The organism is Nitratidesulfovibrio sp. SRB-5, assembly GCF_019931275.1.
In the GTDB taxonomy this organism is placed as follows: Bacteria; Desulfobacterota; Desulfovibrionia; order Desulfovibrionales; family Desulfovibrionaceae; genus Cupidesulfovibrio.
Genome location: NZ_JAIOTY010000001.1, coordinates 540738 through 562059 on the forward strand (window position 1 = coordinate 540738; position 21322 = coordinate 562059).

Annotated in this window: 18 protein-coding genes; 3 read left to right on the forward strand and 15 right to left on the reverse strand. The window is 67.1% G+C overall.

Going from position 1 to position 21322, the window contains the following annotated elements:
* Nucleotides 1-27: 27 nt before the first annotated feature.
* The 7 genes from K6142_RS02080 to K6142_RS02110 form a co-directional block, all read right to left on the reverse strand.
* Nucleotides 28-450 carry a VOC family protein gene (locus K6142_RS02080; protein WP_190243852.1) on the reverse strand — a complete coding sequence of 141 codons (423 nt, stop codon included), beginning with the start codon at nt 448-450 and terminating at the stop codon, nt 28-30.
* A 131-nt stretch (nt 451-581) separates the two neighbouring features.
* On the reverse strand, nt 582-1535 hold the full coding sequence (gene epsC / locus K6142_RS02085) for a serine O-acetyltransferase EpsC (RefSeq protein ID WP_190243851.1): 954 nt from the start codon (nt 1533-1535) through the stop codon (nt 582-584).
* Between the two features lie 221 nt (nt 1536-1756).
* The gene (gene cysK / locus K6142_RS02090) at nt 1757-2689 is read right to left on the reverse strand and encodes a cysteine synthase A (RefSeq protein WP_190243850.1); all 933 of its coding nucleotides are present in this window, start codon (nt 2687-2689) and stop codon (nt 1757-1759) included.
* A gap of 199 nt (nt 2690-2888) precedes the next feature.
* On the reverse strand, nt 2889-4103 hold the full coding sequence (gene nifS, locus K6142_RS02095; RefSeq protein WP_190243849.1) for a cysteine desulfurase NifS: 1215 nt from the start codon (nt 4101-4103) through the stop codon (nt 2889-2891).
* On the reverse strand, nt 4100-4945 hold the full coding sequence (nifU, locus tag K6142_RS02100) for a Fe-S cluster assembly protein NifU (RefSeq protein ID WP_190243848.1): 846 nt from the start codon (nt 4943-4945) through the stop codon (nt 4100-4102). Before nifU ends, nifS begins: the two co-directional genes overlap by 4 nt.
* A 208-nt stretch (nt 4946-5153) precedes the next feature.
* Nucleotides 5154-6137 carry an HD-GYP domain-containing protein gene (locus K6142_RS02105; RefSeq protein WP_015946288.1) on the reverse strand — a complete coding sequence of 328 codons (984 nt, stop codon included), beginning with the start codon at nt 6135-6137 and terminating at the stop codon, nt 5154-5156.
* 300 nt (nt 6138-6437) lie between these two features.
* A complete protein-coding gene (locus tag K6142_RS02110) occupies nt 6438-7454 on the reverse strand; it encodes an HD-GYP domain-containing protein (RefSeq protein ID WP_190243847.1) in 1017 nt (338 codons plus the stop codon).
* A gap of 315 nt (nt 7455-7769) precedes the next feature.
* Here K6142_RS02110 and K6142_RS02115 point away from each other — a divergent pair, with 315 nt between their 5' ends.
* Nucleotides 7770-9353, forward strand: coding sequence for a methyl-accepting chemotaxis protein (locus K6142_RS02115; RefSeq protein WP_223290232.1), 1584 nt, complete (start codon nt 7770-7772; stop codon nt 9351-9353).
* A 683-nt stretch (nt 9354-10036) separates the two neighbouring features.
* Complete coding sequence (locus K6142_RS02120) at nt 10037-11284, forward strand: M48 family metallopeptidase (protein WP_190243846.1); 1248 nt, start codon at nt 10037-10039, stop codon at nt 11282-11284.
* Nucleotides 11285-11412: 128 nt separating this feature from the next.
* On the opposite strand, the gene K6142_RS02125 is transcribed toward K6142_RS02120, so the two are convergent.
* Nucleotides 11413-13047 (reverse strand): glutamate synthase-related protein, encoded by a 1635-nt coding sequence (locus K6142_RS02125; protein WP_190243845.1) that lies wholly within the window; start codon nt 13045-13047, stop codon nt 11413-11415.
* A gap of 585 nt (nt 13048-13632) precedes the next feature.
* Between K6142_RS02125 and K6142_RS02130 the strand changes: the two genes are divergently transcribed.
* Nucleotides 13633-14049, forward strand: a complete 417-nt coding sequence (locus tag K6142_RS02130) for a secondary thiamine-phosphate synthase enzyme YjbQ (protein WP_190243844.1) — start codon at nt 13633-13635, stop codon at nt 14047-14049.
* 185 nt (nt 14050-14234) lie between these two features.
* Here the strand turns inward: K6142_RS02130 and K6142_RS02135 are convergent, their stop codons facing one another.
* From K6142_RS02135 to K6142_RS02165, 7 genes are all read right to left on the reverse strand, one after another.
* Entirely contained in the window at nt 14235-15206 is a 972-nt protein-coding gene (locus tag K6142_RS02135; protein WP_190243843.1) for a hypothetical protein, read from the reverse strand.
* Between the two features lie 278 nt (nt 15207-15484).
* Nucleotides 15485-16195 carry a flagellar brake protein gene (locus tag K6142_RS02140; protein ID WP_190243842.1) on the reverse strand — a complete coding sequence of 237 codons (711 nt, stop codon included), beginning with the start codon at nt 16193-16195 and terminating at the stop codon, nt 15485-15487.
* Nucleotides 16196-16285: 90 nt separating this feature from the next.
* Nucleotides 16286-16756: a ribonuclease HI gene (rnhA, locus tag K6142_RS02145; RefSeq protein ID WP_190243841.1), complete on the reverse strand. Its 471-nt coding sequence runs from the start codon at nt 16754-16756 to the stop codon at nt 16286-16288.
* A 166-nt stretch (nt 16757-16922) separates the two neighbouring features.
* Nucleotides 16923-17444, reverse strand: coding sequence for a TPM domain-containing protein (locus K6142_RS02150; RefSeq protein ID WP_015946297.1), 522 nt, complete (start codon nt 17442-17444; stop codon nt 16923-16925).
* A 12-nt stretch (nt 17445-17456) separates the two neighbouring features.
* Nucleotides 17457-19262 (reverse strand): aldehyde ferredoxin oxidoreductase N-terminal domain-containing protein, encoded by a 1806-nt coding sequence (locus K6142_RS02155; protein ID WP_190243840.1) that lies wholly within the window; start codon nt 19260-19262, stop codon nt 17457-17459.
* A complete protein-coding gene (locus K6142_RS02160; protein WP_190243839.1) occupies nt 19252-19794 on the reverse strand; it encodes a 4Fe-4S binding protein in 543 nt (180 codons plus the stop codon). The genes K6142_RS02155 and K6142_RS02160 overlap by 11 nt, the downstream gene beginning before the upstream one ends.
* 73 nt (nt 19795-19867) lie before the next feature.
* Entirely contained in the window at nt 19868-21262 is a 1395-nt protein-coding gene (locus tag K6142_RS02165) for a phosphomannomutase/phosphoglucomutase (RefSeq protein ID WP_190243838.1), read from the reverse strand.
* Nucleotides 21263-21322: the final 60 nt, after the last annotated feature.

Here is a 21322-nt window from a genome sequence, read left to right on the forward strand (position 1 = left end):
AGAAGGCGATACGGCACGCAGCCGCCATCAGCCGAGAACGATTCGCCCGGCCTCGTCCAGTTGCAGCGAGGGCACGTGGGCCACTTCCCACGGGTGGCCATCCGGGTCGGCGAAGTAGCCGGTGTAGCCCCACGGCTTGTCGCGCGGGGCATCCAGCACCGTGCCGCCCGCCGCCACGGCCTCGGCCATCAGCGCATCCACCATGGCCCGCTCGGCCACGTTGTGGGCCAGGGTAATGCCCCCCGGCGCGGGGCTGGCCCCGGCCATGCCGCAGTCTTGCAGCAGTTCCTCGCGCGGGTACAGGGCCACGGCCAGTTCGCCCACCTGGAAGAACACGATCTTGTCGCAATCCGGGTAGGCGGGCTTCCAGCCCAGGGCCTCGTAAAAGGCCCGGCTGCGGGCAAGGTCGGCCACGCCAAGGGTCAGCAGGCAGATGCGGGGGATGGGCATGGGGCCTCCTTTGGCGGTTCGCGCCGGATGGGGAAAGGGGTGCAGGACAATCTACCCCCATGCGCCGCCCGGGTACAGCGGGGTGCGCGGCCCGGGACGGACTGCACGGGATGCCCCCGCCCGGTCCGCCGTTATTTCCGCCCCACCATCTCCTCGTCGGGCATGGGTTTGGCCGAGCGCTGCTGCACGATCTTGGAGCCGGGCGGCACGTCGTGGGTCACCCACACGTTGCCGCCGATCATGGAGCCCGTGCCGATGGTCACCCGGCCAAGGATGGTGGCCCCGGCGTACACCGTGACGTTGTCTTCCAGGATGGGGTGGCGCGGGTTGCCCTTGATCAGCACGCCGTCGCCGTCCTTGGGGAAGGACAGCGCGCCCAGGGTCACCCCCTGGTAGATGCGGCAGCCGCGCCCGATGATGCACGTTTCGCCGATGACCACGCCGGTGCCGTGGTCGATGAAGAATTCCTCGCCGATGCGCGCGCCGGGGTGAATGTCGATACCCGTGCGCGAGTGGGCCATTTCGCTGATGATGCGCGGGATCAGCGGCACCTCCATGCGGTACAGTTCGTGCGCGATGCGGTGGTTGATCATGGCCGCGATGGACGGGTAGCAGAACACCGTTTCGCCGGGGCTTTTGGCGGCGGGGTCGCCTTCGTAGGCGGCCTTCACGTCGCTGGCCAGCATGCGGCGGATTTCCGGCAGCCGTTGCAGGAACTGGATGGCCTTGTCGCGCGAGTGCAGTTCGCAGCTGCCGCATTCACGGGCGAAGTCGGCACAGGTGAAACACGCCCCACGACGGATCTGCTCGGACAGGATGCGGTAGATGGAATCGAGATTGGCGGCCAGATGGTAGCGCATCGATTCCATATGTACGGTGGCCGCGCCGAAAAAGCCGGGCAGCAGCGCGGCACGCAGGCGGCTGACCATTTCGGCCAGCGCTTCCAGCGAGGGCATGGGCGCGTCGTGCAGCGAGCGGTGGTAGACCGCTTCGTACGATTCCGGCGCGCACATCTCGTCCACGATGCGTTCCAGTTCGGGCATGCCTTGCAGCGAGCGGGCGTCGAGGTCGTCGAGTTTCTTCATGCGCGTGCGATCCGTCGGGGTTTGGAGGGTGATGAGGAAAATCGTAGCCTGTGCATGTGCCTGGTACGGGGGGCGTTCCGTATCAAGGGGAGCGTGCGGCAGCCGTTACACGAGCAGCGCGAGTGTTACGGATGGCGACCGCAGCGCGCTCTTATTGTACGTGACCCGATGCCGCAGCTTCATCTGACGAAGCCGGAGGGCGAAAGGCGCATCAGGCGGGGCTAGTCGGGCATTTCGGTAAACAGCGGGGTCGAAAGATACCGCTCGCCGGTATCGCACACCACGAACACCACGCGCTTGCCCGCCATTTCCGGGCGGCGCGCCACGGCCATGGCGGCAAAGGCGTTGGCCCCGGACGAGACGCCGCACAGGATGCCTTCCTCGCGCAGCAGCCGCCGTGCCGTGGCCAGGGCATCCTTGCCGGGCACGCGGATGATCTCGTCGTAGACCTTGGTGTCCAGCACCGGGGGCACGAAGCCCGCGCCAATGCCCTGGATGGGGTGCGGGCCGGGCGCGCCGCCCGACAGCACGGGCGATTCGTCCGGTTCCACGGCAACGATCCTGATGGCCGGGTTCAGCTCGCGCAGCCGCCTGCCGGTGCCGCTGATGGTGCCGCCTGTGCCCACGCCCGCCACGAAGGCGTCCACCTTGCCATCGGTGTCGGCCCAGATTTCCTCCGCCGTGGTCTTGCGGTGCACCAGCGGGTTGTCCGGGTTCACGAACTGGCCCAGCATCACCGCGCCGGGCGTTTCGGCCACGATGCGCTCGGCTTCCTCTATGGCGCCCCGCATGCCCTTGGAGGCCGGGGTCAGCACCAGCCGTGCGCCAAAGCCGCGCAGCAGCGCCTTGCGCTCGTTGCTCATGCTTTCGGGCATGGTCAGCACAAGGGTAAGGCCGCGCACCGCCGCCACGAAGGCCAGCCCCACGCCGGTGTTGCCGCTGGTGGGTTCCACCAGCAGGCCGCCGGGGGCCAGTTCGCCGCGCTCCATGGCCCCGTCGATCATGGCCAGGGCAATGCGGTCCTTCACCGAGGCGCAGGGGTTGTTGAATTCCAGCTTCGCCACCACCTCGGTCGCGCAGCCTTCGCTGACGCGGTTCAGGCGCACCAGGGGGGTGCGGCCTACCAGTTCCGTCATGTCGCGGGCGATCTTCATGCGAGCCTCCTGAGAGTGTCCGGCGCGGATGGCCGTGGACGCGGGGTGCGGTGTCGCGCCCTGTCGGTTGCGAAACGGGGGAAGGTTGCGCCTTCCCCCGGAATGTTCGTTGGCCCTGGCCTGAAGTATGGCGATGTTCCCGGATGCCACAAACGCCCCCGCGCGTACAGGGGTGAGGATGGCGAACGGGATCACCCCGTCACGAACCGCAGCCCTGGCAGCCGCGGTCAGGCTTGCACAGCGCCGCCTCCGCCTCGCTTCCGGCGCGGAAGGGCGACATCTCGCGCAGGCGGGCGATGACGCGCGGCAGTTCGCGCACCACGTGGTCCACCTCTTCCTGCGTGTTGAAGCGCGAGAGGCTGAAGCGGATGGAGCCGTGCGCGTACGTGAACGGCACGCCCATGGCCCGCAGCACGTGCGAGGGTTCCAGACTGCCCGAGGTGCAGGCCGAACCGGAGCTGGCGCATACCCCCAGCTGGTCGAGCAGCAGCAGGATGGCCTCGCCCTCCACGTACTTGAACGAGATGTTGGTGGTGTTGGGCAGGCGGTTTGCCGGGTCGCCGTTGATGATGGCGTCTGGGATGGCGGCCAGCAGCCCCTGCTCCAGCCTGTCGCGCAGGGCGCGCACGCGGGTATTTTCTTCCGCCATGTTGGCGGCGGCAAGGTCGCAGGCCATGCCCAGGCCGATGATGGCGGGCACGTTCTCGGTGCCGCCCCGGCGCCCGCGCTCCTGATGCCCGCCGCGCAGGAAGGGCCGGTAGGCCGCCCCGCGACGCACGTACAGCGCGCCGATGCCCTTGGGGGCATGCAGCTTGTGGCCGGACAGCACCAGATAGTCCACGGGCAGCTCGCGCACGTCGATGGCCAGCTTGCCCACGGCCTGCACCGCGTCGGTGTGGAAGGGCACGCCGCGCTCCTTGCAGATGGCGGCGGCTTCGGCCACGGGGAAGATGGTGCCCGTCTCGTTGTTGGCGAACATGATGGATACGATGGCCGTGTCCTTGCGGATGGCCTCGCGCAGTTCGTCAAGGTCCATGCGGCCCTTGTCGTCCACGCCCAGCAGGGTCAGTTCGTACCCGTTCTTTTCCAGGTGCTGTGACAGGCTGAGCACGGCGGGGTGCTCCACCCGGGTGGTGATGATGTGCTTCTTCTCGGGCTGGGCGGCCAGCGCGGCGCGGATGGCGGTGTTGTCGCCCTCGGTCCCGCACGAGGTGAACACGATCTCTTCCGGCGTGGCCCCGATGAGCCGGGCCACCTGTTCGCGCGCCTCGCGCACGGCGCGGCCCACCTGCCCGCCAAAGGTGTGCATGGACGAGGGGTTGCCGTACAGTTCACCGAAATAGGGCAGCATGGCCGCAAGCACGGCCGGGTCCACGCGGGTGGTGGCGTTGTTGTCGAAGTATACGGTGTTCACGCTGCCGCCTCCTTGACCACGATGTTCTCGTCCACATGGTCGCGCAGGGTCTTTTCCACAAAGCCTTCCAGCGTCAGGCGGCTGGAGGGACAGCTGGTGCACATGCCGCGCAGGGCCACGTAGACGGTGGTGCCGTCCATGTCCACCAGTTCGATGTCGCCGCCGTCCTGTTGCAGGCGGGGGCGGATTTCGCCTTCCAGCACCTTCAGGACCAGTTGCATGCGCTGCACGTTGGTGAGCTTTTTCGGCGCTGCGGCCAGCGGGGTTTCGCACACCGGGGCCTTGCCCAGTTCCGCGTCCAGCAGCTTTTGCAGTTCGCCCACGCATTCGCCGCAGCCGCCGCCGGCCTTGGTGTAGTGGGTGATTTCCTCCACGGTCTTCAGGCCGTTTTCGCGGATGGCGCGCACGATCTGCTCGTCGGTCACGCCAAAGCACTTGCAGACCAGCTGGCCCTCGTGGCTGTGTTCCACGGCGGGTTCACCGCGCCAGTTGCGGATGGCGGCCTCCAGCGCTTCCTGCCCCATGACCGAGCAGTGCATCTTTTCCTTGGGCAGGCCGCCCAGAAATTCGGCGATGTCGCGGTTGGTCACCTTCAGGGCTTCTTCCACCGTCATGCCCTTGATAAGTTCGGTCAGGGCCGAACTGGAAGCGATGGCGCTGGCGCAGCCGAAGGTCTGGAATTTGGCGTCCACGATGCGGTCGCCGTCGATCTTGAGATAGAGCTTGAGGGCGTCGCCGCAGGCAAGGCTGCCGACCTCGCCGATGGCATTGGCGTCGTCAAGGGAGCCCACGTTGCGCGGGTTCAGGAAGTGCTCTCGCACCTTGTCGGTATACTCCCACATGTTGCTGTTCCTCCGGAGGGCGTTAGCGCGGTCGGCTGAGCACTGGCAGAGCATCGGGCTGAGCACTTGGCAGGGCGCGGCGCGTCATTACCGGGCATATAACAACGCACGTCCGGGCGGGGAAGGGGCGGAGCGGATTTTTTCGGTCGGGATTGTGTGATCGAACAGGGAAAGGAGGCAGGGCGGGGCGTGCCGGCACGGGAAAGGGCTACACCACGTTGGCGCCGGAAAGTATCATCACGAACCGCTTGAAGATGTCGAGGTCGATCTGTTCGCGCATCTCGTTCATCATCAGGCGCAGCACCTGGAAGGCGTTCATGGCCGGGGCGTAGGGGCGGTTGGACGTGAGCGCGTCGTAGATGTCGGCAATGGTGATGGCCCGCACCGGCAGGGGGATTTCGCCGCTGGAAAGGCCGCAGGGGTAGCCGGTGCCGTCCAGTTTCTCGTGGTGGAACAGTATGCAGTTGATGGCGTCCTGCGACAGGGGCATCAGCGTGCACGCACCCACGCCGAACACCGGGTGGCGGTTGACCTCGATGCGCTCGTCCAGCGACAGCGCGCCCGGCTTGGCCAGGATGTCCGGGTTCACGAAGGTCTTGCCGATGTCGTGCAGCATGGCCCCCAGGCCGAACTGCACCAGGCTTTCCTCGTCAAAGCCGTAGCTTTGCAGGATGGCCTGCGAATACACGAAGACGTGCAGCGAGTGGGAATAGGTGTGGTAGTCGTGCGCCACCAGCGAGGCCACGGTCTTCAGCGAATTTTCCAGCGTCAGGAAGCTGATGCCCTCTGTGACCAGGGCCAGGATGCGGTCGAAGGTGGCGCGCTTCAGGCTGCGGGGCAGCTTGCGTTCGAACACCTCCTGCACGATTTCGGTGGAGGTGGCGTAGAACAGGCGCGCCCGCTCGGGCAGGGGGATGGTTTCGTCGGAAAGGATGCGCCCCAGGTACAGTTCGCGGTGTTCGCGGTACAGGGGGTGCTGCGCACGATGCACGTAGATGTGCTCCACCCCGTGCGCGCGCAGTTGCAGGCGATGGCGCGGCGTGAACTGTTCGCCTTCGTGGGCGTAGAGGACAAACCCCTTCTCCTGCCTGATGTACACGCCGAAAGAGCCCGACATGTCGGGCAAAAGCATCGTGGTGGGCACCGCGAAGAATTCCGAGGGGTCCTGTTGCGCAGCCGATGCCTGTGTCATTTCCAAGGATTTCCTGGATGTTGCAGTGGTGCCGGGCCGTTATGGGCGCACCTCTCCCCTCGTAAAGGCATGACGGAAAGCACAAGCATTGTCAACTTTTTCTAGACTTTCTCTTTAAGTGTATGGGGCGGGTGGGGCTGACGGGGCATTTTGCCGCCCGGAGAAGCCCCGGAGCGTGCGCAAACGCGCGCATGCGGGGGCCGATTTGGCCGTATGGCCGGTATGGCGCGGTCAGCCCGGCCTGCACCAGGCCGGATTGTTTGCCCCGGCCCGATCAGCCCACCGGATCAACCCGCCGGGTCAGTCCATCTCGGCTCCGAAGCCGCCGTCCAGCATGGCCCCGGACAGCACCAGCACGAAGCGCCGGAACATTTCCATGTCCAGGGTGGATGCCATTTCCGAACGCATGCGGTTCAGCACCTCGAAGGCGGAGGTGGCCGCGGACGGCCCCCCGCGCGTGGAGGTGAGCGTGTCGAAGGTGTCGGCCACGGACAGGGCGCGCACCACGGGGGGAATCTGCTCGCCGGAAAGGCCCGTGGGGTAGCCGGAACCGTCCATGCGCTCGTGATGGAACAGGATGCAGTTGATGGCCTCTTGCGTCAGGGGCACCTGGGCGATGGTGGCCACGCCCTGCGCGGGGTGGGTGCGGTACACGGCCTCTTCGTCCGGCAGCAGGCGGCCCGCGCGTTCGATGATGCTTTTCGGCACGCGGGTCATGCCCACGTCGTGCAGCAGGGTGCCTATGCCCACGCGGATCAGCGTCGCATCGTCCAGCCCAAGGGTTTGGGCCAGGGGCATTGTGTAGATGAGCACGTTGATGGAGTGGGTGTAGGTCTTGTAGTCGTGCGCGATGAATTCGCCAAGGGCCCGCAACGAGTCGGCGCTGGTCAGAAAGCGGATGGACTGGGTGACGAAGTAGTGCAGCCTGCGAAAGGTGTCGCTGTCCAGGGGCACGGGCATGCGCGCCTCGAAGGCGTCACGCAGGATTTCGGTGGATGCCCGGTAGAAGGTGCCCGCCCGTTCCGGCAGCGGAATGGACTCGTCCTGCAATATGGCGCCCAGGTTCTCTTCCACGTAGCGGGTGTAGTTTTCGCGCTGCTCAAGGCGCACGTAGACTTCGCGCACGCCGTTCTCGAACAGGTTGGTGCGATGTCGCTCGGTAAAGGCCTCACCCGCCGCGGCATACAACACCAGGGTGTTGCCCTGCCGCAGGTACACGCTGAACGATCCAACGGCCTTGGGAAAGATCATCAGGGGCGATACAGGGAAGAAGCGCGGGTCGCCCGCCGGAGTATGTGAAGGAATGGTTTCTTTCATGGGATGTTACGCAACGGACGTGAAAGTTGTCCGGAAAGGAGTGTGTTGTCGCGCGGCGACCATACCGTTGTCGCGCGGTGAAGGAAAGGGCCTTGTGCATGCGCTCGGACCGGACGGGAAACCGCGGGGATTTTCTTGAAAGGCCACGCGCGCTCGGCTAACCTTTATTCCGATTGCGCCGATAGGCAGTAACGTGATGCATGCCGCCAAATGCATCCGTTGCGGGCGCACGCAGCACATGCTTCCGGCGCGGGGCGGCGCCGCCAGACTTGATCCGCCATTTTGCCGTGTCCTGTGACATAAGGAGATGCCTCGATGATGCAAGGGTTGCGCATCCGGACACTTATCTTCCTGCTCGCACTCGTTCCCCTGGCCTGTCTGGGCGGTTTCGCCTGGCTTGGTTCCGTGGGCGCGGGTTCCATTACCCCCGGCACCATCTGGCTGGCCGGGGGCATCACCGTGGGGTGTGCGGTGATGTTGGCCGTTGCCCTGGCCTTTCTGCTGCACGCCAAGGTGGTCAAGCCGCTGGGCGAGATCACTGGACGGCTGGACCGGCTGAAGGCCGGTGACCATTCCGTCTGTTTCGCCTGTGACGGCGGCGACGAACTTGTGGAGATGCGCATCGCCCTTGATGGGCTTATCGGACAGTTGCGCAGAAACCTTTCGTTTGCGCAGGGCGTGCTGAAGGGCATCGATACCCCCTTCGTGGTCGTGGACCCCAAGGAGGTGCTTACCTATACCAACGCCAACCTGCTGCACATCCTGGAGCATGACGGAAAGCCGGAAAGCTTCTACGGCCAGAACGTGGCCCAGTTCTTCTACGGCGACGCCACCCGCCGCACGGTGCTGCGCGACTGTATCGAAAACGGCACCATCGCCCGGCGCGAGGTGGATCTGACCGGCCGCAAGGGTGGCAAGCGGCGCATCTTCATCAATGCCTCGCCCCTGTACGACATAGAGGGCAAGCTGATGGGCGCGTTGTGCATCTATCAGGACCTCACCGACCTGCGCGCCCGCGAGGCCGAACTGGAAGCCACCAACAGGCGCATTGCCGAAGCGGCCCACCAGTCGGAGGAAATATCCGGCGAGGTGGCCCGCACGTCCGCCACTCTGGCCGGGCAGATGCGCAATGCGGGCAGCCTGACCGACAGGCAGGCCAGCCGCATCGGCGAGACCGCCGCCGCCATGGACGAGATGAACAGCGCGGTGCTGGCGGTGGCCCGCAACGCCTCGGACGCTGCCCGCCAGGCCACCGACGCCCGCGCCAAGGCGGAAGCCGGGGCAGAGGTGGTGGAAAAGGCCATGACCGCCATCGGCGAGGTGAGCACCATGGCTGCCCGCCTGAAAGCCGACCTTGGCGCGCTGGGCACCCGGGCCGAAGGCATTGGCCGGGTCATGGAAGTCATCAGCGACATTGCCGACCAGACCAACCTGCTGGCCCTGAATGCGGCCATTGAGGCGGCCCGCGCCGGTGACGCCGGGCGCGGATTCGCCGTGGTGGCCGACGAGGTGCGCAAGTTGGCCGAAAAGACCATGAACGCCACCCGCGAGGTGGGTGAGGCCATCCGGGCCATTCAGGAAGGCACCCGCGATTCGGTGGCCGGCATGGAGGCGGCGGTGCACGCCGTGGAACGCTCGCGCGGGCTGTCCGCCGAATCGGGCGCGGCCCTGGCGGAAATAGTCACCCTGGTGGTGGCCACCAACGACCAGGTGCACGCCATCGCCACAGCGGCGGAGCAGCAGTCGTCCACCAGCGAGCACATCAGCAGTTCCGTGGCCGAGGTGCGCGACATCTCGGGCAAGGTCACCTCCGAGGTGGAGCAGGCCGGGCGTGCGGTGAGCGCGCTGGCCGACATGGCCGGGCAGCTGCGGGGGATCATTCACAACATGACGGTATAGGGACGCGCCCGGATGGGCCTTGCGCCCGTCGGCTTTCGGGCCGAAGGCGCGAGGCGTTCCCGTTGATCGAACGTGCAGCCTTGCCACACTCGCAGGCGAGTCTGCGTGCCATGCGGATGGGGGCAGCAGCGATGCGGACATCGTGCTGCCCCCCTGTCTGTCCTGCCTGTCCTGCCTTGGCCCGCCTCTCCCCGTCCCGCCCCGTCTTGCACTGCCTGCCCTGTCCCGCTTTGTCCCGCCCTGTCCCAGTCTGTCCCGGCCTGCCCCGCCCTGTCCCGCTTGCCGCGTGGTGCGGCACGGTCTGCCGCCGTTGCGACACGAACGGGTATGGCCGGACTACGCGGCGGATGATGAAGCGTGCATATCGGCCATGCGACGGCGTGTCGGGCGAATGCATTCGCGTGTTGCAGCGCGCGCTTGCAGGGCACGGTGTTTGCTTCGCATTCCGGGATGTGCAAGAGCGGCATGTTCTGCCGTATTACGATGTGATGTCGTGGCGTGGTGATGCCATGCAATCCGGTATTCACAGAATGCTTGCATGAACAGTCGCGGCACGATATGCGGCGACAGCGGGGCGATTGGCGGGATGTTTGGCGGGACGCCTGTTCCGCGCAAGGGAATGGTCCGCGCGGGGCGAGGGAAAAATGTGCCCGCGCGGGACGATGCACCGGAATGGAGGTGGCATGGCGATAGTTCGGGGAAGGATGCAGTGGAACCGGGGCGGCATGGCGCCGTACGCGGTGGCCTTCACGGCCCTTCCGCTGGTCCTTGTGCTGTCCCTTGTGCTGGTTGGCTGTGGCCGCAAGGCCGTTGCGCCGACCCCCGTTGTAGAGGCAAGAAAGGAACATTGCCCCCAGCCGTCCGCCTCGGTGGAGCGGCGGATGTGCCAGCGCGAACGGCTATGGAACGTGGGCTATGCCCTGCGCGAAGCCAACGCCCCGCTGTGCGGGGGCCGCACCGTGCTGGACGACGGCGTGGTGGTGGTCAGTACCGACACGCTGGACGACATGCTTTCAACGGTGCGCTGGGGCGACCTTGGGGCCTTCGTCGAAATGCGCCGCTGGCGCGAGGCCTACGTGCGCGAGTACCAGTTGGACGGACGCCACCGGGTCATCAGCGTGCTGCGCGGCAGCGGCGGAGAGGCGGCGGGCATCCGCCCCGGCGACGTGCTGGTGGCGGTGAACGGGCAGCCCTTGCCCACCGGCAAGCTGGCAGCACGCACCCTGCGCTGGCAGGTCACCAAGGCACTGGGCGCGGGCGATACTGTGTCCTACACCGTGGAGCGCGACGGCCTGCGCATGGACGTGCCGGTGCGCTTTCACCGGTTGTGCGACACCTCCATGGACGTGGAGGTGCGCGACACGGTGGACGCCTTTTCCTCCGGCCAGTCCATCCACGTGACCATCGGCCTGCTGGAACGTTTTTCCGACGATGATGAACTGGCCGCCGTGCTGGGCCGCGAAATGGCCAGGCATGTTCGCCAAGGTGGGCAGGCAGGCCAAAGTGGCCAGACAGGCCAGACAGGCCAGACAGGCCAGACAGGCCAGACAGGCCATACGGGGCAGAACGGGAAGGCCGGGGCGGCGGCGTCCGCAACGGACAAGCCCGGCGTGCGCGGCTATTACGGCATGCCCCCGGCGGGCGGGCTGACGAAGCCCGAAGCCGCCGAGGCCGACCGCCAGACCGTCAGCTACGACGTGGACCGCGTGGCCCTGTTCTGCATGGCCCGCGCGGGGTACGACCACCGCCGGGCCGCGCCCATGTTCGAGGCGCTGGCACAGCTGCCACCGTCTCGCCGGGCGGTGCTGGAAGGTGAGGCCACCGCGCTCGCCGCGGCCAGGGCCGACGCACAGGCGCGCGCCGCCCGGCTGGCCACCACCGTGGCCGAGATTGACGGCAGGTTGGCCCAAGGGCAGCCGCTCATTCCGTAGATAGTCCCGGAGCCGCAGACCCCACAGGCCATGCGTTGGCCGGCGTTGCGGCGAATGCAAACAGGAACGGGGCGGAAACCATGCAGGTTTCCGCCCCGTTTTCATTGGTGCGCTTCGGGGCTGTGCCCCTACCCCTTCAGGATGGCCCGGGCAAACTCGTCCTGCACGTCGGTGATGAACGGAATGCCGGTTTCGCGCTCGGTCTCGCGGTTGCCGGAGGCGATGTCCTCGCGCCGGATCTGGTCCAGCGAGAAGCGGCGGGCACCGGCCATCAGCTGCTGCACGCCCGCGCCCAGCTTGTCCAGCAGGGTCCACATGGCGATGGCGCCGTAGGGCAGGTCCTTCATGCCTTCGCGGCCGATCTTCGCCTGCACGTCATGGTACCCGGCGAAGATTTCTTCCGCCGTGCTGCCGTGCTCGGCCACGGTCTTGGGCAGGGTGTCCCAGTTGCCGCTGACGCGGGCGCGGTTCGCCGGCTTCAACACGCCTTCGATGTTGGAGCCGAGGAAGCCGGGAATCATCATGGCTCGGCCCATGCAGATCATCTTCGTGTAGGGCGCGCCAAGGGCCAGCGCCTTGAATATCTGGCTGGGCTTGGCAAAGCCGCCCGCGAAGGACATGTCCACCACGCGGCGACCGCTGGCGGCCAGCAGGGCCGCGTATTCGGCGGCCTTGGCGTGCAGCAGGATGGAGGGCACGCCCCAGGTTTCCATCATGTCCCACGGGCTCATGCCGGTGCCGCCGCCCGCGCCGTCGATGGTCAGCAGGTCCAGTTCGCACTCCGAGGCCAGCCGGATGGACATGGCCAGCGCTTCCATGCCGTAGGCGCCGGTTTTCAGCGAGATGCGGCCAAAGCCCAGCGAGCGCAGGTAGGCCACCTGGGTAATGAAGTTTTCGCGCACCTGCTCGTAGCCGGAAAGGTCGGTGTAGCCCAGGCGGCTGTGCCGGGCAAAGCCCTTCACCGCGCCGGTGCGGTAGCCTTCCTGCACTTCGGGCCGGGTGGGATCGGGGTCCACAAGGTAGCCGCGCTGCTTCAGGAACTGGGCGTATTCCAGGCTCTTCACCTCGATTTCGCCGCCGATGTCCTTGGCGCCCTGGCCCCACTTGAGCTCGATGATCACCTTGTCGCCGTACTTGCCCGCCACGTATTCGGCCACGCCGTTGCGGGTGTCCTCCACGTTCAGCTGCACGATGATGGCGCCGTGCCCGTCGTAGTAGCGCAGGTAGTTGTCGATGCGGCGTTCCAGTTCGGGGGCCTTGGTGATGCGCCCGTTTTCCAGCACGGCCTCGCGGTCGATGCCCACCACGTTTTCGCCCACCACGATGGGCACGCCACAGATGGCGCAGCCGGTGGCAAAGGCGTCCCAGTACTTGGCGGCCACAAAGGTGGAGCCCAGCGCGCCGGTCATCAGCGGGTAGCGGCAGGTGGTCTTGTGCTGCGCGCCGAAGGAGGAGGCAAGGGAAACGTCGGTGAACAGGGCATCGCCGGTGGCGGCCTTTTCGCCCGCGCCGCAAGCTCCGTAGTTGTAGCCCTGGATGCGCAGCGAGTTGTACGATACGCCCACGTGGGTGGTGTTGCCGCTGCCCGCGGTAACGATGCCGAAGTCGCGCGGGTACAGGGTTTCGCGACCCTTCATGCACGAAAGCCAGGTTTCGCACTTGCCCATGCAGTCGGCGCGGCACAGGGTGCACAAGCCGGATTCCGCCGTGTTGCCGCGGTTGGTGGTGCCAAGGACGTCATTGCTCTTGAGCCACTGGGACATGCTGCCTTCCTCCGGGATGGTCCGTGATATTCCAGATGATGGAAAACGGGGCATACCGCCCGGAACCGGGCAAGGCAACGCGGACATGCATGGCCATGCGCATGGTATGCGGACGATGTTTCCGGATGGTGCACGACAACGAGGGGTGAAGATCGGCTGTGTGTCCATGTAATGACGGATCAGGTGTACGGAGGGTGCGGCGGAGTGGGCCGTACTTTTCGTGCATGGGCATGCTGTGGCGTGCCGTACAAGGGTTGGCTGTGTTTCCGGTGTGCTGGATAGAGTGGATGTGAAGGATGATTGCAGTGATGTGCGTGCCGGTATGTTCGAGAGCGCTCACTCGAATGCATGTTTTTTACAATTTCGCGAAGCGACATTTTTGTCGCTAAAAAATTTCAAATGTGACGTTCTTGTATCAAATTGTTGGAAGCACGCACAGCTGGGCCCGGAATATGCCGTTTGCGGGGGGCGGTAAGCAGGTGCCCGCATGCGACCCGGATGGTGTCCGGGTATAACGAAAATGTGTAAAACGGAAAAAATGCGAAATGCAGCCAGGCTGATCGGCTGGCGCAAAGGAGAGGGTGCATGAAATCGTGGCGCAAGGAATTGTGGTTCAACGTACCCACCCGACGGGCGTTCATCAACATTACCCCGCAGGTGGACGCGGAACTGGCGGCCAGCGGCATCCGCGAGGGACTGTGCCTGGTCAATGCCATGCACATCACCGCCAGCGTGTTCATCAACGACGACGAAAGCGGCCTGCACCACGACTACGAGCAGTGGCTGGAGCGGCTGGCCCCGCACGAACCGGTGCGCCAGTACCGCCACAACGTGGGCGAGGACAACGCCGACGCGCACATGAAGCGCCAGATCATGGGGCGCGAGGTGGTGGTGGCCGTGACCGACGGCAAGCTGGACCTGGGGCCTTGGGAGCAGGTGTTCTACGGAGAGTTTGACGGTGGGCGGCGCAAGCGGGTGCTGGTGAAGATCATCGGCGAATGACGGGCAGGGCGTCAGGCGTGCGGGGGGTAGGGCGAAGCCGAATCGGGAGCGAAGCAGGGGCGAGTCCGGGGCGCGTCCGGGCCAGCCATGGGCCGAATCAGGGGCGCGTCCGGGCCAGCCATGGGCCGAATTAGGGGCGAATCAGGGCCGAATCAGGGGCGGGCCCGGGCCAGCCATGGGCCGGATCAGGGAATCGTCAGCCAGTAGTACCCCGCGCCCACCAGCGTGATGGACGCGGCGCGCAGGGCCTGGTTGACCACGATCAGTTCCGCCGCCAGCGCGGGCTTGAAGTACCCGGCGTAGGACGGAAACTGGTGGCGGAAGGCCCGCATGGGCGTGGACAGCACGTTGCCCGCCAGAAGGGCCAGCACGATTTCGCGCTCGCTCAGCCCGCCGCCGCCCAGCACGGCCCCGGCGGCGGACACCGCCGCGCCGAATTCCGCCGCCAGGTGCAGCAGCACGATGCCCAGCGCCTCTGGTCGCAGAAAGGACAGGGCGCCCATATGCCGGGTCATCCACGCCTCTGCCAGGGCGAACCAGCCCGCCTGCTGCATGAAGTACATGGCCGCGTAGGTGGGCACGGTGAAAAAGACCACCCGGGGCATGCGCTTGCGAAAGCGCACCCAGGCCGTGCGCAGCCCGGCCCGCCAGCCTTTGGATTCGTGCCCGTCCAGACGGCAGGTGACGCACCCTTCGGGCAGCGGTGGCAGCAGCACCCGGCCGCAGGCCACCGTCAGCGCGGTGCGCAGAAAGGCGGCCAGCAGGGTCAGCCCCACGTAGATCACGGCGGGAAAGCCCAGCACCGGCCAGGTGATGAAGAACAGCGTGGGCAGGTGGACGAAGTAGCTGGGCAGGCTGTTGAACAGGTTGGCGAAGCGCAGTTCCCGCCGGGACAGTTCGCCCTTCTCGTAGCTTTCGGCCAGCAGCGAGTTGGACGCCACGGACGAGAAGAACGCCAGCGAGAACGAGGCCCCGGCCACGTCGCGCAGGTGCCCCAGGCGCACCAGCGGCGTGGCCAGTCGAGCCACCCCGCGCGTCCAGTTCAGCGCTTCGATGCAGTTGGCCACGAACAGCCCGACGGACATGGACAGCACCAGACGCAGCAAGGGGCGGCCAAGGCCGTCCCAGAGGTGCCAGGTGGTCTGCGCGTCGGTCATGCGGGGCTCCGTGCGTGGGGATGCGCGCCGGGCGCGCGGCGCGCGGGGCTGTGGCCGCGCACGCATGAGGCATCAGGTAGCGGCGGGACCGGGGGGCGTCAAGCGCCAAGGCCGAAGCATGTGCGCCCGAGCGGATGCAGGCGGGGGGGGCTGTATGCTGGCAAGGACGCCAGGATGCCTGCAAGGGTGCGGGAAACGGGGGCACGGCGGGGCGCCGGAGGCGTCGGGGAAGCGGGGCCGGGCCGGAGTGCTGCGGAACCATGCCACGCCGGATCGGGTCAGATCAGGCAGGACACGTTGTCGAGGTAGGTGGAAAGCTCCAGTTGGGTGTCCGTGCTGAGGTCGGCGAACTTCAGGCCGAGCTGCATGCGGCTGCCGTCCATGGAAATGCTTTTCACCAGGCTGGAAAGGGTGGTCTGGGCCGGGCCCTCCGCCCCGAAGAAGCCGCACTGCAACACCAGCATGTCGTCCACGGCGGTTTCACGGAAGGGGTCGTCGCGCTGCAATTCCAGCGAGACCTTGCAGCCGCCCTCGCTCAGGTCGAGCAGGATGCACTTGTACGTCCCGTGGCGGCCATGCACGGCGGCGGGCAGCAGGCAGTTGACCCGGCGGTGCTGGCGCAGGTCCACCTGCTCCATGGAGTCGGGGTAGTCCACGAACAGCAGAAAGCCCGGCTTGACGATGTGGTTCAGCACCTGGCTCTTGAAACCGAAAATGGTGCCGCCGGCTATGTAGCGCAGGGTCACCATTTCTCCGTTCAGCAGGCGCGCGCGGATGCCGGGCACCAGCGGCATTTTCAGGATCAGGTATTCGAAGTGCTGCAACCCCACCAGTTCGCTGGACAGGTTTTCCTTGGTGCCCGCGATGTTCAGCAACATGCGCGTGCCAAGGGGCAGGTCGAGGGCCTGGCCGTTGCGGGTGCGGGTGACCATGGGGCGCTCCGTGGCCCGCTCGGCGGGGCGTTCTGTGGTGGCGGTGCGGTGGGGCATGGCCGTTTCTAGCCGGATTCACGCAAAAAAAGAATGGGGGCGAACCCTACCGGGGCCGCCCCTCATCGAAAAACCGATGCATGCCCCGGCTTACTCCCGGTAGCCCGTATCGGGCGGCAGCCCGCGCGTAGAGGCCTGGGTGCGGGCCAGCACGTCGCAGCGTTCGTTTTCGGGGTGGCCGGAGTGGCCGCGCACCCAGTGAAAGCGCACCTGGTGCAGGTCCAGCAGGGGTTGCAGCCGCTCCCACAGGTCGCGGTTCTTCACCGGCTTCTTGTCGCTGGTCTTCCAGCCGTTGCGGCGCCAGCCCGCCAGCCACTTCTTTTCCACCGCGTTGCGCACGTACTGCGAGTCGGTATACAGGTCCACGCCGCACGGCTCCTTGAGCAGGGCCAGCGCCTCGATCACCGCCAGGATTTCCATGCGGTTGTTGGTGGTAAGGGCAAAGCCCCCCGAAAGTTCGCGCTCGGAGCCGTTGCAGCGCAGCACGGCGGCCCAGCCGCCGGGGCCGGGGTTGCCGAGGCACGAGCCGTCGGTGAAGGCTTGGACGTTCTTCATGGTCATGGAATGGTCCGGTGATGTGGTTGCAGGTGATGCGGATGCGGGCCCGTTCGGTCAGGTGAGGCCGGTTCAGTCAGGTGAGGCCGGTCCAGGTGGCGGACAGGCCGGACTGTGACTGCCGGACAGGGGCTGGCAGAGCCGTGCATGGCCGGGCCAGGTTCGCTGCCGGTCAGTTTTCGCCCAATCTGTCCCACAGGTGCTTCAGGGTGCGCACCAGCCCCTCGGCCCACTGGCCGGAAGCCATGGCGGGGCGCAGCCAGTCGTTTTCCAGGGTCTGGGCCAGGGTTTCGCCGTAGGCCTTGCGCAGCAGCGGCGGCAGTTCCACGATGGCCTGCCCCTTGGCCGGGCACAGTCCCACGAACAGGGTCTGGGCGTCCAGCCTTGGCAATTCCGGGGTATCGCGCCGGATGTGGATGAGCAGCTTTACCCCGTGCACCTCGCGGAAGGCGTCCACCAGTTCGCGCAGGGCCTTTTCCTGCGCGTCGGTCAGCAGGTCCGCCTCGTCCCACACGGCGGAGGCGGCGCGCACGTCTGCCATGCGGCGTTCGGTGTTGGCCCAGAAGGCCCACGCCGTTGCCGCGAACACGGCGATGAGCAGCATGGTGCGCAGAAAGAACTGGCCCGGCGTGTCGGCATTGACCAGCGGCAGGCGCGGTTCTGCGCGGTCGCGCTTGGGAAACCGGAGGAACATGGTTCCCGGGCCTCAGCCCGCCGCCGGGGCGGGAGCATCCGCCATGCGGCGGATGGCGTCCACGTAGGCCAGGCGCAGGGCCTCCATGTAGGCCGTGTCGATGGGGCCCTTCCAGGTGACGATTTCGGTAAAGCGTTTGGGAATGGTCACTTCCTCGGGCCGATAGCCGGTTTGCAGCTTCAGCCGCCAACGCGCCGCCTGCACGGTGCGCAGGGCGTCGGGCATGCCGTCTGCCTCTGCCCGGCAGCCGATGGCCGCCAGCGCCTCTTGCAGGCGCGGCATGGAATAGGCCTTGCGCGAGAACAGGCAGGCCACCATGCAGTTGATGGCGATGCGCTTCTGTTCGTCGTCGGCCAGGAAAGCCACGGCCTTGTTCACGTCCGCCGTGATTTCCTCCGGCGTGCGGAAGGTGCCCGGTTCGCGCGGGGGGACGGACTGGTCGAAGGAATAGCCGCCGCTGTCCAGGTGCGAATGGCGAAAGCCCAGCGCCTGCGCCACGAAGAACACCTCGCCCGTGGCATACCCCGCCATTTCCTGCCCCAGCACGCAGGAAAACTCGCGGCCTCCGTATGCGTCGGTGGCAGAGGGGGTGCCCCGGCCCAGGGTGCGCCAGAATTCGTTGGCGCCGTTGGCCAGATGGTGCAGCCCGGTCATGTAGGTCGCCACGTTGCCGAAGGCCAGCGGGGCGAGGGTCTCGGCCTCTGTGATCACGCCGCGTTCCAGGGCTTCCGTGGCCCAGGCCAGGGCCACGCCCGCGCTCATGCAATCCAGTCCCAGCTTTTCGGTATCGTCCAGCAGGGCCAGCACGTCGGAGGCGTTGGTCAGCCCCAGCATGGACCCCTGGGCGAAGATGGGTTCGTAGTCGTACGACACCTGCTTGTACAGGAACTCGTGGTCCCGCGCGAACTGCTGGCGCAGCAGGCCGATGTGGATGCAGCCCACGGGGCAGCCCGCGCAGGCCGTCTGGCGCAACAGCAGCTGTTCGGCGAAGCGTTCGCCGGAAATGCCGTCGATGGCCGGATCGGTGGTGGCTTGCAGGTTGCGCCAGGGCAGGGCCTTCAACTCGTTGAGCACCGAAAGGTTCTCCGCCGTGCCGAGGTCGTGGTACTTCTGCATCATGTCGGTGCCGGTGACGGCGCCGTAGATGTCCCGGAACAGCTTGGGGTAGTCCTTGCCTTCCGGCAGGGCGGCGCCGCCGTCCCCCAGCACCACGATGCCCTTGAGGTTCTTGGCGCCCATCACGGCGCCAGCCCCCAACCGCCCGAAATGGCGGAAGGAATCCACGTTGGCGCAAGCGAAGGCCACGCCCTTCTCGCCCGCCGGGCCGATGCGCACCGTGGAGCGGTGGCCGGAACTGTCCTTGCCGAAGCGGCGCAGGTACTTGCCGGTGACGAACACGTCCTGGCCGCGCAGGTAGTGCACGTCGTGCACCTCCAGCCGGCGCGACCCCACCACCAGGCAGGACAGGGTGCGCGCCGCACCGGTGATCATCAGCGCGTCGTACCCGGCAAAGCGCAGGGCCAGGGCCAGTCGGCCACCGGCGTGGCTTTCGGCCCATTGCCCGTTGTAGGGCGAACGGAACCCGCACACCACCTTGCTCATGAGCGGGTAGTAGCCGGTCAGCGGGCCGATGGCGAAGATCAGCGGCTGGCGCGGGTCTTCGGCGGGCGCCCCGGGCAGGCCGTAGGCCTCGTACAGGGCGGCGGCCAGGCCGCTGCCGCCGAGGTGCAGAGGGCGTCCCTCGAACTGGATGACGCGCGAGGCCCCGGTGGCCAGGTCAACGTGCAACACGCGCGAGGTGGTGGCGCTAGCGGGCATGGCGGGCCTCCCTTGCGGCGTCGGCACCGGCCTCGGGGGCGGGTGCACCCGGTGTTCCGTCCGGGGTGGCCTGCTCCGGTGCGCCCGGCGCATCCGTAGTGTCCGTAGTGTCCGGCGTGTCCGTAGTGTCCGGCAGATCGGCCAGTTCTATGCACGCATGCGGGCAGAAGGGCACGCAGCGCCCGCAGTGGATGCACACGTAGGGCAGCCCGGTTTCGCCGTCCAGGTGGATGGCGTCCACCGGGCAGGCGGCGGCACAGTTGCCGCACCGGATGCACAGGTCGCGGTTCACCTTCACCCCGCCGCCCTTGCGCTGGACATAGGCCCCGGTGGGGCAGGCCAGGGCGCAGGGGGCGGGGTTGCAGGCCAGGCACAGGCGTGCCTCGAACCCGGTGGAAAGCCCGCCTGCGGAGGTAATGCGAATGCCCGCGGTGGCCCACGACAGGCGTTTGTGGACCAGGCGCGCGCAGGCAAGCGAACAGCCGTGGCAGCCGATGCAACGTTCCATGCGGCTGGCCTTGAGTATTTTCATGATGCATCTCCCCCGGCACTCCACCCATGCTGGCGGCATGCGGGCACGGGTGCGCCGGGCGTTTGCGGCGGGGCTATGCCGTGGCGTCCCTGGCCGCGCGGGCCTCGGCTATCCAGGCAGCGAGCGGCGTTTCCACCAGGGTGCGGATTTCGGCCAGGCGCTCCGGCGTTTCCGCCTCGAAGCGCAGCACCAGCACCGGCTGGGTGTTCGAGGCGCGCACCAGTGCCCAGCCGTCGGGCCAGGTGATGCGCGCGCCGTCGATCTCGTTGACGTCGTACAGCGCGCGGAAGTGTTCCTGCGCGCGGCGCACCACGGCGAACTTCAATTCGTCCGGGCAGGGCATGTGCAGTTCGGGCGTGGCATGCGAGGGCGGCCAGCCGGGCAGCGCCGTCAGCGGCACGTCGGACGCGGACAGGATGCGCAGCAGCAGGGCGGCGGCGTAGATGGCGTCATCGAAGCCGTACCACCCCTCGTTGAAGAACATGTGCCCGCTCATCTCGCCCGCCAGCGGCGCGTTGACCTCCAGCATGCGGGCCTTCATCACCGAATGGCCGGTGATCCACATGGTGGGCTTGCCGCCGTGGGCCTCTATGTCGCGGAACAGGCGGTGCGAACACTTCACGTCGGCCATCACCTCGCCGCCGGGCACGCGGGCCAGCAGGTCGCGCGCGAAGAGCGAGAGCAATTCGTCGCCGAACAGCAGGCGGCCCTGCGCGTCCACCGCGCCCAGCCGGTCGGCGTCGCCGTCCAGGCCTATGCCCAGGTCCGCGCCTTCGCTGGCCACGCGGGCGATCAGGTCGCGCATGTTGGCTTCCACCACCGGGTCGGGGTGGTGGTTGGGAAAGGCCCCGTCCGGGTCGCAGTACTGTTCGATCACGTCCGCGCCCAGGCGGCGCAGCAGGTCGGCGCAGAGGTCGCCGCCCGCGCCGTTGCCGCCGTCCACCACCACCTTCAGGGGGCCGCGGGCGCGCGGGGCCAGCTGCACCCGTTGCGTCACGGCTTCCATGTAGGCAGGCACGATGTCCATGGTGCAGCCCACGCCCTTGCCCGAGGCAAAGCGCCCGGCGGCGAATATCTCGTAAATGCGCCGGATTTCGGTGGTGTGGATGGTGGTCTGCCCGGCCCACACCTTGAAGCCGTTGTATTCCGGCGGGTTGTGACTTGCGGTGATCATGATGCCGCCCTGGCGATCCAGGTGGCGCACGGCGAAGTACAGCAGGGGGGTGGGCACCATGCCCACGCTGACCACGTCGATGCCGCAGGCGATGAGCCCGGCGGTGAGCGCGTCGTGGTAGGCGGGGGAGCTGTGGCGGCAGTCGTGCCCCACCACGGCGGCGCCGATGCCGCGTTCCAGCAGGTAGGTGCCGCAGGCGCGGCCCAGGCGCTCCACCCATTCGGCGTCGAAGTCGGCATCGACGATGCCGCGTATGTCATAGGCCCGGAACGGGCGGTCCGAAATCGGTTTCATGGCTGCTCCGGCAGGCGGGGTGGGTCGGCAAATCGGCGTCATGCCTTGACCGGACTCCAC

Coding starts and splice junctions, on each gene's coding strand:
- K6142_RS02125 (WP_190243845.1), bottom strand. CDS start 13,047: ATGTCCCAGTGGCTCAAGAGCAATGACGTCCTTGGCACCACCAACCGC.
- K6142_RS02155 (WP_190243840.1), bottom strand. CDS start 19,262: ATGCCCGCTAGCGCCACCACCTCGCGCGTGTTGCACGTTGACCTGGCC.
- K6142_RS02105 (WP_015946288.1), bottom strand. CDS start 6,137: ATGACACAGGCATCGGCTGCGCAACAGGACCCCTCGGAATTCTTCGCG.
- K6142_RS02130 (WP_190243844.1), top strand. CDS start 13,633: ATGAAATCGTGGCGCAAGGAATTGTGGTTCAACGTACCCACCCGACGG.
- epsC (WP_190243851.1), bottom strand. CDS start 1,535: ATGAAGAAACTCGACGACCTCGACGCCCGCTCGCTGCAAGGCATGCCC.
- K6142_RS02160 (WP_190243839.1), bottom strand. CDS start 19,794: ATGAAAATACTCAAGGCCAGCCGCATGGAACGTTGCATCGGCTGCCAC.
- K6142_RS02140 (WP_190243842.1), bottom strand. CDS start 16,195: ATGCCCCACCGCACCGCCACCACAGAACGCCCCGCCGAGCGGGCCACG.
- K6142_RS02165 (WP_190243838.1), bottom strand. CDS start 21,262: ATGAAACCGATTTCGGACCGCCCGTTCCGGGCCTATGACATACGCGGC.
- K6142_RS02120 (WP_190243846.1), top strand. CDS start 10,037: ATGGCGATAGTTCGGGGAAGGATGCAGTGGAACCGGGGCGGCATGGCG.
- K6142_RS02080 (WP_190243852.1), bottom strand. CDS start 450: ATGCCCATCCCCCGCATCTGCCTGCTGACCCTTGGCGTGGCCGACCTT.
- nifU (WP_190243848.1), bottom strand. CDS start 4,945: ATGTGGGAGTATACCGACAAGGTGCGAGAGCACTTCCTGAACCCGCGC.
- K6142_RS02150 (WP_015946297.1), bottom strand. CDS start 17,444: ATGTTCCTCCGGTTTCCCAAGCGCGACCGCGCAGAACCGCGCCTGCCG.
- rnhA (WP_190243841.1), bottom strand. CDS start 16,756: ATGACCATGAAGAACGTCCAAGCCTTCACCGACGGCTCGTGCCTCGGC.
- K6142_RS02110 (WP_190243847.1), bottom strand. CDS start 7,454: ATGAAAGAAACCATTCCTTCACATACTCCGGCGGGCGACCCGCGCTTC.
- K6142_RS02115 (WP_223290232.1), top strand. CDS start 7,770: ATGATGCAAGGGTTGCGCATCCGGACACTTATCTTCCTGCTCGCACTC.
- K6142_RS02135 (WP_190243843.1), bottom strand. CDS start 15,206: ATGACCGACGCGCAGACCACCTGGCACCTCTGGGACGGCCTTGGCCGC.
- cysK (WP_190243850.1), bottom strand. CDS start 2,689: ATGAAGATCGCCCGCGACATGACGGAACTGGTAGGCCGCACCCCCCTG.